This is a genomic window from Kocuria marina (assembly GCA_014652975.1).
Taxonomy (GTDB): Bacteria; Actinomycetota; Actinomycetes; order Actinomycetales; family Micrococcaceae; genus Kocuria; species Kocuria marina.
In genome coordinates this window covers 30597-45340 of sequence record BMZV01000006.1, presented here as the reverse complement: position 1 = coordinate 45340, position 14744 = coordinate 30597, and the positions used below count along the sequence as shown (strand labels likewise).

The 14744-nt window shown below is 69.8% G+C and carries 10 protein-coding genes, 1 tRNA gene and 1 pseudogene; 7 read left to right on the top strand and 5 right to left on the bottom strand.

Annotated elements, in window-relative coordinates; genetic code table 11:
- Nucleotides 1–17: 17 nt before the first annotated feature.
- Nucleotides 18–1508: an MDR family MFS transporter gene (locus tag IE157_RS11575; protein WP_193520047.1), complete on the bottom strand. Its 1491-nt coding sequence runs from the start codon at nt 1506–1508 to the stop codon at nt 18–20.
- Nucleotides 1509–1755: 247 nt separating this feature from the next.
- On the opposite strand from IE157_RS11575, the gene IE157_RS11570 reads away from it, so the two are divergent.
- The gene (locus tag IE157_RS11570) at nt 1756–3759 is read left to right on the top strand and encodes an FAD/NAD(P)-binding protein (protein WP_193520046.1); all 2004 of its coding nucleotides are present in this window, start codon (nt 1756–1758) and stop codon (nt 3757–3759) included.
- A 159-nt stretch (nt 3760–3918) separates the two neighbouring features.
- On the opposite strand, the gene IE157_RS11565 is transcribed toward IE157_RS11570, so the two are convergent.
- Nucleotides 3919–4854, bottom strand: a complete 936-nt coding sequence (locus IE157_RS11565) for a sugar-binding transcriptional regulator (protein WP_193520045.1) — start codon at nt 4852–4854, stop codon at nt 3919–3921.
- A 33-nt stretch (nt 4855–4887) separates the two neighbouring features.
- Nucleotides 4888–6105 carry a NupC/NupG family nucleoside CNT transporter gene (locus tag IE157_RS11560; RefSeq protein ID WP_193520044.1) on the bottom strand — a complete coding sequence of 406 codons (1218 nt, stop codon included), beginning with the start codon at nt 6103–6105 and terminating at the stop codon, nt 4888–4890.
- Nucleotides 6106–6284: 179 nt separating this feature from the next.
- On the opposite strand from IE157_RS11560, the gene IE157_RS11555 reads away from it, so the two are divergent.
- From IE157_RS11555 to IE157_RS11545, 3 genes are all read left to right on the top strand, one after another.
- Complete coding sequence (locus IE157_RS11555; protein WP_064846320.1) at nt 6285–7580, top strand: thymidine phosphorylase; 1296 nt, start codon at nt 6285–6287, stop codon at nt 7578–7580.
- Nucleotides 7581–7680: 100 nt separating this feature from the next.
- Complete coding sequence (gene deoC, locus IE157_RS11550) at nt 7681–8337, top strand: deoxyribose-phosphate aldolase (protein ID WP_193520043.1); 657 nt, start codon at nt 7681–7683, stop codon at nt 8335–8337.
- On the top strand, nt 8337–10037 hold the full coding sequence (locus IE157_RS11545; RefSeq protein ID WP_193520042.1) for a phospho-sugar mutase: 1701 nt from the start codon (nt 8337–8339) through the stop codon (nt 10035–10037). Before deoC ends, IE157_RS11545 begins: the two co-directional genes overlap by 1 nt.
- Here IE157_RS11545 and IE157_RS11540 read toward each other — a convergent pair.
- Nucleotides 10003–10383, bottom strand: a pseudogene (locus IE157_RS11540) (sortase domain-containing protein); the annotation flags it as partial. The gene IE157_RS11545 and the pseudogene IE157_RS11540 overlap by 35 nt on opposite strands.
- A 445-nt stretch (nt 10384–10828) precedes the next feature.
- Nucleotides 10829–10916: transfer RNA gene (locus IE157_RS11535), tRNA-Ser, on the bottom strand.
- A 182-nt stretch (nt 10917–11098) separates the two neighbouring features.
- On the opposite strand from IE157_RS11535, the gene IE157_RS11530 reads away from it, so the two are divergent.
- The 3 genes from IE157_RS11530 (at nt 11099) to IE157_RS11520 (ending at nt 14703) form a co-directional block, all read left to right on the top strand.
- Nucleotides 11099–12082: an NAD(P)H-quinone oxidoreductase gene (locus IE157_RS11530; protein ID WP_064846289.1), complete on the top strand. Its 984-nt coding sequence runs from the start codon at nt 11099–11101 to the stop codon at nt 12080–12082.
- 117 nt (nt 12083–12199) lie between these two features.
- On the top strand, nt 12200–14485 hold the full coding sequence (locus IE157_RS11525) for a carbon starvation CstA family protein (protein ID WP_064846288.1): 2286 nt from the start codon (nt 12200–12202) through the stop codon (nt 14483–14485).
- A complete protein-coding gene (locus IE157_RS11520; protein WP_064846287.1) occupies nt 14485–14703 on the top strand; it encodes a YbdD/YjiX family protein in 219 nt (72 codons plus the stop codon). The genes IE157_RS11525 and IE157_RS11520 overlap by 1 nt, the downstream gene beginning before the upstream one ends.
- Nucleotides 14704–14744: the final 41 nt, after the last annotated feature.

Sequence of the window (14744 nt, the reverse complement as noted above, 5' to 3'; positions counted from 1 at the left end):
GCATCCGCGCGCGGACATTACCGAGCGGCGTCGTCCCCCACGCGGGTCAATTCCGTGGGGGTGGAGCGGCGCATGAAGCACGTGAGCACGAGGACGATCGCCGCGATCACCGTGGCGGTGACGAATGCCGCGTGGACGCCGGGGATGGAATCGGTCACGGTGGCGCCGTCGGCCTGCCGATGAATCACGGTGCCGGCCTGCAGGACGCCCACGAGCAACGCCGTGCCCGCGCCGCCGGCCACCTGTTGCAACGTGGACAGCGTCGCGGAACCGTGCGAGTACAACTGCGGCGGCAGCGGGTTCAGCCCGGAGGTGAACGCGGGCGTGAAGATCAGCGCGAGCCCCACGGACATGGAGATCTGCAGGGTCACGATCCACCACACGGGGGTGTCGGACTGCAACCGGGAGAAGCCGAACATCACGAGGGTCAGCAGTGCGGCGCCGGGAACAGCCAGGGGGCGGGGGCCGAACGCGTCGAACAACCGACCCACGAGCGGTCCCAGCAGACCCATGATGAGCCCACCGGGCAGCAGGATCAGGCCGGTCTGCAGGGTGTCCAGCCCGCGGCCCGTCTGCAGGTAGAGGGGCAACACGATCACCCCGCCGAACAACGCCATCATGCCGAGCGCGAGCACCGCCACGGAGACCGTGAAGTCCCGGTGCCGGAACGTGCGCAGGTCCAGGAACGGTTGGTCCTTGCGCTGCAACCGGATCTGCCGCCACACGAACAGGGCCACGAGGACCACGCCCAGCGCGAGCACGGTGGCACCGCCGGCGGTCGTGGAAAGCCAGCCGGACTCGGCGCCGGCGTGGGAACCGGCGGCCCCCACCACGGACAGGCCCTGGACCAGGGAACCGAAGCCCAGCACGGACAGCACCACGGACAGCAGGTCCAGTGTGAGGCTCCCGCGTTCGCTCACGTCCCGCAACCGCAGCAGGCCGATCACCAGGGCTAGCAGGACGATGGGCAACACGAACCAGAACACCGTGCGCCACGGAAAGTGCGCCAGGATCAACCCGGACAGCGTGGGACCCAGGGCGGGGGCCACCGAGATCACGATGGACACGTTGCCCATCACCACCCCGCGGCGCTGCTGGGGGACGAGCATGAGGATGGTGGTCATCAGCAGCGGGAGCATGATCGCCGAGCCGAAGGCCTGAATCACGCGCGCGGCGATCAGCACCCCGAAACTCGGGGACAGCGCGGCCAGCAGGGTCCCGGCCGCGAAACTGCCCATGGCCAGGGCGAAGACCGCGCGGGTACTGAAGCGTTGTAGCAGGAACCCGGTGGTGGGGATCACCACGGCCATCGTGAGCATGAAGGACGTGGTCACCCACTGCACCGTGGCGGCGTCCACGTGCAGGTCTCCCATGATGTGGGGCAGCGCCACGTTCAGGACGGTCTCGTTGAGGATCACCACGAACGCGGCCACGAGCAGCACCGCAATGGTCCCGGTGGTGCCCTGGGGGGCGAACGTGCGTGGTTCGGCCGGAGCGGCAGAGGACATGGAGAGGTTCCCAGCGTTGGAGCGGACGGGGTCGGGCGGGCCTTCCGGGGCCGGGCCCCTGTAAGGGTAACGGTCACAGACGAACGCGTGCACATGCGCATCGGGAGCGGTCCGCCAGGCCCGCGGCACGCCCGCGGGTGGTGTGCTGGTCGGTCCGTCGAGCACTCGAGCGCGACACCGGCCGGACGTCCACGTCGGATTCATGCCCGGCCCGAAGGGGGGGTCACCCTTCGTTATCCTGAAGGACGTGGTGATTCAGCAACGCGTGGTGGTGGTGGGAGCGGGCCCCAGAGGCCTGTCCGTGGTGGAACGGCTCGCGGCGCACTCCGCGGCCTACGGGATCCGCGTCCACGTGGACCTGGTGGATCCTTTTCCTCCCGGACCGGGGCACGTGTGGCGCACCGACCAGTCGGAGCTGTTCCTCATGAACACCCCTTCTCTTTTCCCCACCGTGATCGCCGCCGACGGCGCATTGGCAGTCCCCGCGCTGGAGCCCCTGCGGGGGGTGAGCTTCGAACGGTGGCGCCGCGGCGTCGTCGCCGGGGAGATCACCCCGGTGAGCCCGCTCACGGACGAGCAACGCGACCAACTCGCGCGGCTGACCCCGCAGGGGTACCCGCCGCGCGCCACGTACGGGCGCTACCTCGCGTGGGTCTTCGCGACCCTGCGGGAGAACCTGCCGCGCACCGTGGAGCTCGCGGTGCACCGCGCCGAGGCCGTGGACGCGTGGGTCAGGACGGACGGGCGTCATCGCTACTCCGTGGAACTCGCGGGCGGTGTGGTGCTGCCCGCGGACGCTGTCGTGCTCGCGCTGGGCCACCTGGACGCGCACCTGCGTCCGTCCCAGAAGGAACTCGTGGACGGCGCCGCCGAACACGGGCTGACGTACTGGCCGCCCACCGTGCCCGCGGACGCCGCGTGGCCCGATCTACCGCACGGCGAGACGGTGCTCGTGCGGGGCATGGGCCTGAACTTCTGCGACGCGCTCGCCCAGCTCACCGAGGGGCGGGGAGGTCGCTTTACGACCGATCTGGACAACCCCGAACGGTTGGTGTACCACCCCTCCGGACGGGAACCGAAGATCGTGGCGGGCTCGCGTCGCGGAACGCCGTACCGGGCGAAGCCGCGGCTCCGGGGGTACTACGCGGCGTCGTTGCAGACCCGCTTCTTCACCGTGGACGCGGTGCGCCACGTTGCGGCCTCGAGCCCCGGCGAGCTGTCCTTCGACCGGCAACTCGGACCCCTGATCCGCAAGGACGCCGTGTGGAACTACTACGTGGTGCTCGCGCGCACGGCACCGGACGCGTTCCTGGGGGACCCCCGGGCGTTCCTGGACCGGCTGGATGAAATCCTCACGGATCGCACGGACGTGAACTGGGCGCGCAAGAGCGATGCGCTGATCTCGGACTCGGTGGTCCCCGGGCGGCAACTGCAGCAGGCCCGGCTCGCTCGGCCCTTCGAGGACGTGAGCTTCGCGAGCCACGACGAGTACGCGGCCGCCGTGGTGCACTACCTGGACCGGGACGTCCACGGGTCCCTGCAGGGTGAGGACGATCCCGTCAAGATGGCGATCGCGTCCCTCAATGCCGCGCGCAGCGTGCTCAAGTGCGTCCTTGCGGAGATCGGCATCTCGGACTCGTCCTGGGTCCACGAGCTGCAGCGCGAGTTCGAACCCTTCGTGGAGGGGCTGGCCTCCGGACCGCCCGTGCTGCGGATCCAGCAGCTCGCCGCGCTGACCCGCGCGGGGATCGTGCGGTTCCTGGGCCCCGAACCGCGCTTCGTCGTGGACCGCTCCGAGGGTTACTTCGTGGCCGCGTCCCCGTGGGTCGAGGCGGCACCCGTGCGCTCACGGTGGATGATCGAGGCCATGTCCCCGAGCAACGACGTCCACCGCAACATCTCCCCGCTGCTCACGCACATGCACGAGCGCGGCCTGGTGCGCGCGAAACTCATGGAGACGCGCGACGGCGCGAGCCCCGAGACGAGCACGGGTCTGGACGTCTCGCGCGAGCGTCCGCGGGGTGCCCACGACGACGACGCCGCGGCCGGCTCGTTCGTCTACCGCGCCGTGGGGGACAAAGACGCGGTGGAACCGGGCATCCACGTGATCGGTCTACAACTGTCCTCGGTGCAGTGGGGTGTGTCGATCGCGGCCGAGGCCGGTGCACCGGCCCACCTGGGTGCCCGGACCATCGCGGACGCGGACGCCATCGCCCGGGAGATCCTGGGGGAGCCGCGCGCCCGGCAGTGATCCGGTCCGGGCGGCGTCATACGGGGAGTGACCGTGCGCGGAGCAACCGCGCGCCATGGGACCGGGACGGGTGGGCTCGGGCCGGCGCCGCCGGGATCACGTCGACCCGGCCGGGATCGCGCCGAACCATGCGGGTCCCACCACAACCGCGCCGTCGGCTCAGCCCAGGAGGGTGCGGGCGGTGCGTTCGTCGGTGACGAGGTGGGACACGTACCCGGCCCGCAGTGCCGCGCGCAGGACCGGGGTCTTCGCTGTTCCGCCGGCCACGCAGATCCGGATCTCCTTGTGCCGCAGGGAGTCCAGGGGGATGGCCACGGTGCGGGCGTCGAGCTCGGGCACGGCGGGGTTGCCGGCGTCGTCAATAAAGTGCGAACACAGGTCACCCACCGCGCGCTGCGCGACCCCTTCCCGCTCCTCGGTGGTCAGGTAGTCGCGTGCGAGCAGGGGTGCGTCCCGTCCGGCGGAGCCCACGGTGAACACCGCCACCCGGGCGCTGCGGCCCAGGTCCAGGACGTACTCGATGTGCCGGTCCTGCGCCACGAGGCGTTTGACCTCGGGGCTGTCGAAGAGCGCCGGGAGGGGCAGCGTGTGGGGGTAGGCGTTGAACGCGGTGCAGAACATCCGCACGGTCTCGAAGTGCCCCGCCGCCGGTGAGGCCAGGCTGCTGCCGCCTTTGAGCTGGACCATGTGCACGCCGCTATGCGGTTGGGGGGTCAGCGCCTGGGCCACGGCGCGCATGGTGCGACCCCACGTGATGCCCACGAGATCGCCGTCGGCCACATTCTCCTCGAGCATGCGCGCCCCGGCGGCACCCAGGTTGTGCAGCAACTCGTGCTCGGTCTCCGCATCGGCCACCACGGTGGCCTGGGCGAGCCCGAACGCGGAGCACAGCTCGCGCCCCACGTCCGTGGACACCGTGCGGGGGTCCCGGATCTCGATGCTCACGAAACCGCGCTCGCGCGCGTGCTGCAGCAGTTTGGACACCGTGGGGCGGGACATGGCCAGTGTCCGGGCCACCTCCGCCTGGGACAGGCCGCGTTCGTGGTAGAGCCGGGCCGCCTCCAGGGACTGGACGTCCCGCGCGGTCAGGTCCACGACGGCGCTCCGGTCACCGGCCGTGCAGCCACGTCACAGCCCCATGATCACGCCGACGAGCGCGGCGTTGAGCATGTTCGTGAGGAACCCACCGAGCAGGGCGAACAAGCCCAGCTGGGCCACGTCCGCGCGCCGGTCCGGGGCCAGCCCGCCGATGGAACCGATCTGGATCGCGATCGAGGACAGGTTGGCGAAGCCCGCGAGCGCGAACGTGGTGATCAGCACGGACTGGGGATCCAGGTTGGGGATCTCCGGGCCGAACGCGGTGTAGCCCACGAACTCGTTGAGGATGGTCTTCTGGCCGATGAAGTTGCCCACCTGTGCGGCGTCCTGCCACGGCACGCCCAGGGCCCACGCGAGCGGCGCGAAGATGATCCCGAACAGCCCCTCGAGGGACCAGCCCTCGAAACCGAAGAGTGAGCCGACCCAGCCGAGCACGGCGGAGACCAAGGCGATCAGCGCGATGAACGCGATCAGCAGGCAGCCCACGATCACGGCGATCCGGCCGCCGCTGATGGCGCCGTTGCCGATCGCGTCGATCAGGTTCTTGGACTCGGTGTCCCGGACCTTCAGCGTGTTCACGGAGGCCACGGAGGTCTCGGTCTCGGGCATGAGGGCCTTGGCCACGAGCAGGGAACCGGGGGCGTTCATCACAGACGCGGCGAGCAAATAGGGCAGCGGTGCGCCCAGCAGGGAGTACCCCACGAGGGTCGATCCGGCCACGGCGGCGAACCCACCGGTCATACACGCGAACAGTTCGGAGCGGGTGAGCTTGCTCAGGTACGGCTTGATCATGAGCGGTGCCTCGCTCTGGCCCAGGAAGATCACGGTGGACGCGAACACGGACTCGATCTTGGACGTGCCCATGACCTTGTTCAGCGTCGTGCCCAACACGTGCACGAAGACCTGGATGACCCGCAGGTAGTACAACGCACCGATCACGGCACCCAGGAAGATGATCACGGGCAGCACACTGAGCGCGAACACGAACCCGTTGTTGTCACTGAGCAGCCCGCCGAAGACGAACTGCGTGCCCTCGTTCGTGAACCCGATCAGTCCCTGGACCAGGCCGGAGAACCATTTCAGGGCCTCGTAGCCCGGACCCCACTTGAGGATCAGCAGCGCCACGCCCACCTGCAACAGCAGTCCCACCGCCAGAGTGCGCCACTTGATCGCGGTGCGGTGGCGGGATAGGAGAATGATGATGCCCAGGATGAGGACGATCCCCACCAGGCCCTGGAAACGGTCCACGGTGACCCCAGCTTTCGACTTCCGGCGCCGCGACGGGATCCGCCGCGGCGCGAACATTTGTCAAAACTATAATTGACAAATTTTCCGATACGCCGCCTAGGATTGCAGGACAGGTCGTGTCCTGGGACGCCCGGCGCCGACACGACACCGTGCCGCAGCTACACGAGGGAGTGATCACGGTGGTTGAAGCGTTCGACGCCGTCGACGTCATCCGCATGAAACGGGACCGCGAGACGCTGTCTCCCGAGGCCATCGACTGGGTGATCGACGCCTACACGCGCGGCGTGGTCGCGGACGAGCAGATGTCCGCGCTGGCCATGGCGATCTTCCTCAACGGGATGGACCGAGCGGAGATCTCGCACTGGACCCAGGCCATGATCGATTCGGGCGAGCGCATGAATTTCGGGGAGCTGTCCCGCCCCACGGCGGACAAGCACTCTACGGGTGGCGTGGGGGACAAGATCACGCTGCCGCTCGCCCCGCTCGTCGCGAGCTTCGGGGTGGCCGTCCCGCAGCTGTCCGGGCGGGGGCTCGGGCACACCGGTGGGACCCTGGACAAGATGGAGGCCATCCCCGGGTGGCGTGCGGATCTGAGCAACGCCGAGATGATGGACATCCTGGACACCGTGGGCGCGGTGATCTGCGCCGCCGGAACCGGCCTGGCCCCCGCGGACAAGAAGCTCTACGCGCTGCGTGACACCACCTCCACGGTGGAGTGCATCCCGCTGATCGCCTCCTCGATCATGTCCAAGAAGATCGCCGAGGGCACCGGAGCCCTGGTCCTGGACGTCAAGACCGGCCCGGGCGCGTTCATGAAGGCGGAGGAGGACGCCCGCGAACTCGCGCGCACCATGGTCGAGCTCGGCAAGGACCACGGCGTGGACACCGTGGCCCTGCTCACCGACATGTCCCGCCCGCTGGGGCGCACCGTGGGCAACGCCCTGGAGGTGCGCGAATCGGTCGAGGTGCTGGCCGGGGGTGGCCCGAGCGACGTCGTGCGCCTGACCGTGGCGTTGGCCCGCGAGATGCTCGCGGCGGCCGGCGTGCACGACGCGGACGTCGAGGAGGCCCTGCGCGACGGCCGCGCGATGGACACGTGGAAGCGCATGGTCGCCGCCCAGGGCGGGGACCCGGACGCCCAGCTGCCGCAGGCGGAGCACACGCAGGACGTGCTGGCCGAGACCTCGGGCGTGCTCATCGAGATGGACGCGATGTCCGTGGGCGTGGCGTCCTGGCGACTGGGTGCTGGCCGCGCCCGGCAGGGCGACCCCGTCCAGGCCGGCGCCGGCGTGGAGATCCACGCGGTGCCCGGCGAGCGTGTGAGTAAGGGCCAGAAGCTGTTCACCCTGCACACCGACACCCCCGACCGCTTCGAGCGCGCGCTCGAGTCCCTCCACGGCGGCGCCACGATCGACCCCGATGCCGCCGAGGGCACCGGGGCGCGCGACGACGTCGTGCTGGACCGCATCGCCTGACCCACCGTCCGACCGCAGCGACGGCGCTCGGGGACCGGGCGTCGTCGCCCCACCGTGGTGCATTGTCACCGCGCCGCACCACCCCCGCGAGGAGAACCGCATGATCACCCGTGAAGAACTGGCCGCCATGGTCGACCACACCCTGCTCAAGCCCGAGTCCACCGCCGATCAGGTCGCCGAGCTCGCCCGGGAGGCGGGTGAACTCGGGACGTACTCCATCTGTGTCTCCCCGTCCCGGCTGGACGTGGACCTGCCCGAGGGGGTCAAGCTCGCGACCGTGTGCGGCTTCCCGTCCGGCGCGCACCCCGCCCAGGTCAAGGCCGCGGAGGCAGCCGTGTCCGTGGCGAACGGCGCGGACGAGGTGGACATGGTCATCAACCTGGGCCTCGCCGTCGCGGGGGACTGGGACGGCGTGCGCGACGACATCGAGGCCGTACGCGCGGCGTGCCCCGCGCCCGCGGTGCTCAAGGTGATCATCGAGTCCGCGACCCTGACCGACGATCAGATCGTGGCCGCGTGCCGCGAGGCCGAGGCCGCCGGCGCGGACTTCGTCAAGACGTCCACGGGCTTCCACCCCGCGGGCGGGGCGTCGGTCGAGGCGGTGCGCCTCATGGCCGAGACCGTGGGCGGGCGCCTGGGCGTGAAGGCCTCCGGCGGGATCCGCACGACCGAGGCCGCGCTGGCCATGATCGACGCCGGCGCCACGCGCCTCGGGCTGTCCGGGACCCGCGCGGTGCTCGAGGGGCTCGATTCCTGATGAGCGACCAGCTGCTCGAGCGGGTGCGGCAGTGGGTCGAGCACGACCCCGATCCCGCGACCCGCGACGAACTCACCGAGCTGTCGAACGCCGCCGCCTCCGGTGACGAGCCCGCGCTCGCCGAGCTCGACTCGCGCTTCTCCGGACCGCTCGTGTTCGGCACCGCCGGGCTGCGCGCGGCCGTGGGCGCGGGGGAATCGCGGATGAACCGCGCGGTCGTGATCCGCGCGAGCGCCGGGCTCGCCTCCTTCCTCACGGAGCGCTCGGGGCCCGCGCCCCTGGTCGTGGTCGGGTGCGATGCGCGCCACGGTTCCGAGGACTTCGCCGCCGACGCCGCTGCGGTCTTCTCCGCCGCCGGATGCCGGGCCGTGCGGTTGCCGTCCCGGCTGCCCACCCCGCTCGTGGCCTACGCCGTGCGACAACTGGGCGCGGACGCCGGCGTCATGGTCACCGCGTCCCACAACCCGCCCGCGGACAACGGGTACAAGGTCTACCTGGGCGGTCGCGCGGTGGGCTCCGACGACGAGCGCGGCGTGCAGATCGTGCCCCCGGACGACGCCCTGATCGCTGAGCACATGGCCGCCGCCCCTCCCGCGGATCGCGTTCCCCGGGACTCCTCGCGTGTTTCAGCCGCCGACGCCGATCTGGTCGCCGGCTACATCGAACGCGCCGGGTGCCTGCGCGACCCCGAGGCCCGTTCCGAGATCTCCATCGCGCTGACCCCCATGCACGGCGTGGGCCTGGACACCGCGCTCGCCGTACTGCGTGGCGCCGGTTTCGAGCGGGTCTCCGTGGTGGCCGAACAGGCCGAGCCGGATCCCGACTTCCCGACCGTGGCCTTTCCCAATCCGGAGGAACCCGGGGCCATGGACCTGCTCGTGGCACTCGCAGCGGACCAGGACGCGGACGTCGCGATCGCCCTGGACCCGGACGCGGACCGCTGCGCCGTCGCCATCCCCACGGGCGCGGGCACGGGCGATCCCGCACGTGACTGGCGGCGACTGAGCGGCGACGAGCTCGGCGCGTTGCTGGGGGAGAACGCCGCAGCGGATCCCGATCGCGCGGGGGACACCCTCGCGTGCTCGATCGTCTCCGGGCGGTTGCTCGGGCGGATCGCCGAGCACCACGGGCTCTCGTTCCGTCAGACCCTCACGGGGTTCAAGTGGATCGCCCGCACCCCCGGGCTGCGTTTCGGGTACGAGGAAGCCATCGGCTATTGCACCGATCCCAGCGCCGTGCGTGACAAGGACGGGATCTCCACGGCCGTGCGGGTGGCCTCCTACGTGGCCGCTCTCAAGGACCGGGGCGCCACGGTGCAGCAGGAACTGGACCGGCTCGCCACGCTCCACGGGCTCTACGCGACCGCGCCGTTGACGTTCCGGGTGGCGGATCTCTCGCTCATCACCCGCGGGCTGGACCGGTTGCGGGAGAACCCGCCGCGGGAGATCGCGGGCTCGTCCGTGGTCGAGTACACGGATCTGTCCAAGGGCGGGCCCGAAATGCTGCCCACCGAGGGGATCCTCATCCGCACCGAGGCCGATGACCGCGTGATCGTGCGGCCCTCCGGGACCGAGCCCAAGCTCAAGTGTTACCTCGAGGTCGTCCTCCCGGTTCCCGAGGGCGGTGCCGTTCCCCGCGAGGAGGCCGCGGCGCGGCTCGAGCGGATCAGTGAACAGCTGCGGGAGGTCGTGGGGCTCTGAGCTCCGCGCCCGGACTGCACTTCGGGAACCGCTGGGTGCTTCCCCTGGTGACGAGGGTCGCGTAGGCCACGAGATTCTCGTCGAAGGTGCCGGTGGCGGGGTCGTAGCGGTCGCACGTGATGAGCCGCAGTTGCGGGTCCGCCGTGTTCCCGTAGACGCGCATCGTGGGGAAGGCGTCCTTGGCGTAGCGTTCCGCGTGCGTGACCCGGAACTGGGCTTGCGTGCCATCTGCACGGTGCACGCGGATCTCGTCCCCCGGCGTCAGGACGGGCAGGTCCGCGAAGACGCCTGGCCCACCGCCCGTGGCGTTCACGTGGCCCAGCACCACGGCCGGTCCCGTCTGCCCCGGTGTCGGCGGGGCCTCCGGGCATCGCCATGTGCGAGGACACGAACTGGCCGCACGCGATGGGCACGTCCGTGGCCAGGGGCAGCACGGGGTTCATCGGGTTCACGGCACCCGCGGCCGCGGGTGTGAGCGCCAGAGCCCCCAGGGTGAGAGTGGGAAGGGCGAGGAGAGCGGACCTCTTCTTGACGATGGCCTTTTGGGCGGATGGGTGCGGGGCCCAGCTGTGAGGCAAATCACAGACTACTGTCTATTTCGGAGGCGGCCAGGATCCATGCAAACGACAAACTTTTTTTGACGTGGGGCGACCTCGGTGGGCCGCCGTGTGCTCCGCCGCGCGCCCCATGAACCCGAGGGCTGGTGGGGCGACTGATCCGTGCCAGTAGGGCCGGACATACGAAGGCCCCGGATTCCTGACGGAACAGGAATCCGGGGCCTTTGAACTGGGCGGAAGGTAAGGGATTTGAACCCTTGGTACGGGGTTACCGCACACTGGTTTTCAAGACCAGCTCCTTAGGCCGCTCGGACAACCTTCCAGTGTCGCGCGCTCCCACGGCGGCGCGGGCGAACGAATCGCCATTATTCCATGCGCCGAGCCCGGGGGGCCAATGCCCTCGGCGCGGTGCAGGGAGGGAGGGGTGCGGTGGTGCGCCCCTGGCGCGGGTGATGCCGCTGCGGGAGAATGGGGTACAACGCCGTCGTCAGAGAAGGAAGTGCCATGCGAGCAGTACGCGATGTCCGATCGGGGGGGCCGGAGGTCCTCGAGGCCGCGGAGACCGCCGAGCCACAGCTGATCCCAGAGGGGGTCCTGATCGCCGTGACCGCCGCGGGGCTCAATCGCGCGGACGTCATGCAGCGCAACGGCAACTACCCCGTCCCGCCGGACGCCACGGACATCTTCGGCCTGGAGGTGTCGGGCACGGTCGTGGAACTCGGGGCGGACGTCCCGGAGGCGGCGGGGCTCGCGGTGGGCGACAGCGTCGTCGCCCTGGTGGACTCGGGCGGCTACGCCGAACGCGTGGTCGCGCCGTGGCGGCAGGTCCTCCCGCTGCCCGACGGTGTGGACCCGGTCGCCGCGGCGGGGCTGCCCGAGGTGGCAGCGACCGTGTACTCCAACGTGTTCATGGCCGCCGCGGCCCGGGAGGGGGAAACCCTGCTCGTCCACGGCGGAGCGGGCGGGATCGGGACGCACGCGATCCAGGTGGCCCGCGCCCTGGGGCTCACGGTGCTGGCGACCGTGGGCAGTGACGAGAAGATGCGCGTCGTGAGCGAGCTCGGCGCCACGCCCATCAACTACAAGGACGAGGACTTCGTGGAGCGGGTCCACGAACTCACGGACGGCCACGGCGCGGACGTGATCCTGGACGTCGTCGGCGCCAAGTACCTCGAGCCCAACCTCCGGGCCGCGGCGACGAACGGGCGCATCGTGATCATCGGGACGCAGGGCGGGATCAAGGGCGAACTCAACGTGGGACGGTTGCTCAACAAGCGGGCCGCGGTGATCGGTACGACCCTGCGGGCACGCCCGGCGGACGAGAAGGCGCGGATCATGGCGGCGGTGGGCGAATACGTGTGGCCGCTCGTGGCGTCCGGACAGGTGCGCCCCCTGGTCGCGCGCACGTTCCCGCTCGACCAGGTGCGTGAAGCGCACGAGTATTTCGACAGCGGATCGCACGTGGGCAAGGTGCTGCTGACCGTGTGATCGGGGTGCCCGAGACAGGGTGCCAATGCCGGGACAATGTGGTCCCGCTCGCATACACTCGTGCCAACAATCTCACGCTTCTGCCAGCGTGTTGGCACGAGATCCGGAGCCTTCCCCATGAGCACCACACATCAGCAATCGGCGGGCGCACCCCGGCCCGCGGGCGAGGGTCGCACCGACCTTCCCCCCAATCACGTGGACCCCGAGGTCCTGGAACACGAGCAGACTCGCTGGACCCCGCTGCGGATCGTGATCTGGGTGGGCATCGCCCTGCTGGGCGCGATCGCATGGGCCATGATCGCGTTCGCGCGTGGTGAGTCCATCAACGCCATCTGGTTTGTCTTCGCGGCGGTGTGCAGCTACTTCATCGCGTACCGCTTCTACTCCAAGTTCATCGAACGGAAGCTGACCCGCCCGGACGACCGTCGCGCTACGCCGGCGGAGTACAACGCCAACGGTAAGGACTTCATGCCCACCGACCGGCGGGTGCTCTACGGCCACCACTTCGCGGCCATCGCCGGCGCGGGCCCGCTCGTGGGACCGGTGTTGGCCGCCCAGATGGGCTACCTCCCCGGGACCATCTGGATCATCGTGGGCGTGATCCTGGCCGGTGCGGTCCAGGACTACCTGGTGCTCTTCTTCTCCATGCGCCGCGGTGGCCGTTCCCTGGGTCAGATGGCCCGTGAGGAGCTCGGCGTGGTGGGCGGGTACGCCGCCATCATCGCGACCTTGGCGATCATGATCATTATCGTGGCCATCCTCGCGCTCGTGGTGGTCAATGCCCTGGGCGAGTCGCCGTGGGGTGTGTTCTCCGTGGGGATGACGATCCCCATCGCGCTGTTCATGGGTGTCTACCTGCGGTACTTGCGCCCGGGCAAGGTCATGGAGGTCTCGATCATCGGGTTCGTCCTGCTCATGGCCGCGATCGTTGCCGGTGGCTGGGTCGCGGGCACGGACCTCGGCGCCCAATTGTTCACCCTGGACCGCGTGACCCTCGCGTGGTGCGTGATCGTCTACGGTTTCATCGCGGCCGTGCTACCCGTGTGGTTGCTGCTGTCCCCGCGCGACTACCTCTCCACGTTCATGAAGGTGGGCACCATCGTGCTGCTCGCGGCCGCCATCGTGGTGGTGCGCCCGGAGATCACAGTCCCCGCGGTCAGCGAGTTCGCGGGCCGTTCGGACGGGCCCGTGTTCTCCGGTTCTCTGTTCCCGTTCCTGTTTGTGACCATCGCGTGCGGTGCGCTCTCCGGGTTCCACGCCCTGATCGCATCCGGGACCACGCCCAAGATGATCGAGAAGGAACGCCAGACCCGGTTCATCGGATACGGCGGCATGCTCATGGAGTCCTTCGTGGCCATCATGGCGCTCGTGGCGGCGGTGTCGATCGACCGCGGCATCTACTTCGCGATGAACTCCTCCCCGGCGGCCACCATGGGCACCGTGGAGGGCGCCGCGGCGTTCGTGAACTCGCTGGGTCTCTCCGGCGTGCACGTGACCCCGGAACTGCTGCAGGGCACCGCGGACGCCGTGGGCGAAGAGACCATCATCTCCCGCACGGGTGGCGCACCCACCCTCGCGCTCGGGCTGTCGCACATCATGCACCAGTGGCTCGGCGGGGCCTCCATGATGAGCTTCTGGTACCACTTCGCGATCATGTTCGAGGCCCTGTTCATCCTCACCGCGGTGGACGCCGGCACGCGCGTGGCCCGCTTCATGCTCACCGACACCCTGGGCAACTTCATCCCCAAGTTCCGCGACGCCGATTGGCGCGCGGGTGCGTGGCTCACCACGGCCATCATGGTCGCCGGCTGGGGATCCATCCTGATCCTGGGCGTCACGGACCCGCTGGGCGGTATCAACACGTTCTTCCCGCTGTTCGGCATCGCCAACCAGCTGCTCGCGGCCATCGCGCTCGCGGTGTGTCTGGCCATAGCGGCCAACCTGCACCGCTTCAAGTACCTGTGGATCATCCTGCTGCCGCTCGCATTCGACGTCCTGGTTACCGTCACGGGGTCCTGGCAGAAGATCTTCTCCCCGGACCCCAAGGTGGGCTACTGGGCCAACCACTTCGCGTTCAAGGACGCACTGGCCCAGGGACAGACGAGCTTCGGGACCGCCAAGAACGTGGAGGCCATGGAAGCGGTCGTGCGCAACACGTTCGTGCAGGGCACCCTGTCCATCCTCTTCGTGGTGCTCACGATCATCGTGGTGATCATGGCCGTCGTGGAGGCCGTCAAGGCGTTGCGCGGGCACGAGCGCCGCACGCACGAGGACCCCTACGTGGAGTCCCGCTTCTACGCGCCGTCGGGCCTGGGAGCCACACCGTCCGAGAAGGCCCTGGCCAAGCAATGGGACGCGCTGCCGATCGAGCAGCGCACCCCCACCGGCGGAGGACACCACTGATGTCGGGCGCGGCGCAGATCCCGGTGCTCGCCCGCGTCGGCTCGTGGTGGCGCGGCGCGTTGCGCTTCGGCAACGGGGTGCTCGGTGCGGACAAGTACGAGCACTACGTGCAGTACCACCGGGCCTCGGGGTGCGGGACGCCGCTCATGACGGAACGCGAATTCTGGCGGGACTACCAGGACTGGCAGGAGGCGCACCCCGAGGGCCGGTGCTGCTGAAGCGGTACCATTGACTGCTGCCCGCGGGTGGCGGATCGGAA

Bases quoted from the DNA above. Each gene is read 5' to 3' on its own strand.
- IE157_RS11525 (WP_064846288.1), top strand. From the start codon at position 12,200: ATGAGCACCACACATCAGCAATCGGCGGGCGCACCCCGGCCCGCGGGC.
- IE157_RS11575 (WP_193520047.1), bottom strand. From the start codon at position 1,508: ATGTCCTCTGCCGCTCCGGCCGAACCACGCACGTTCGCCCCCCAGGGC.
- IE157_RS11545 (WP_193520042.1), top strand. From the start codon at position 8,337: ATGAGCGACCAGCTGCTCGAGCGGGTGCGGCAGTGGGTCGAGCACGAC.
- IE157_RS11520 (WP_064846287.1), top strand. From the start codon at position 14,485: ATGTCGGGCGCGGCGCAGATCCCGGTGCTCGCCCGCGTCGGCTCGTGG.
- deoC (WP_193520043.1), top strand. From the start codon at position 7,681: ATGATCACCCGTGAAGAACTGGCCGCCATGGTCGACCACACCCTGCTC.
- IE157_RS11530 (WP_064846289.1), top strand. From the start codon at position 11,099: ATGCGAGCAGTACGCGATGTCCGATCGGGGGGGCCGGAGGTCCTCGAG.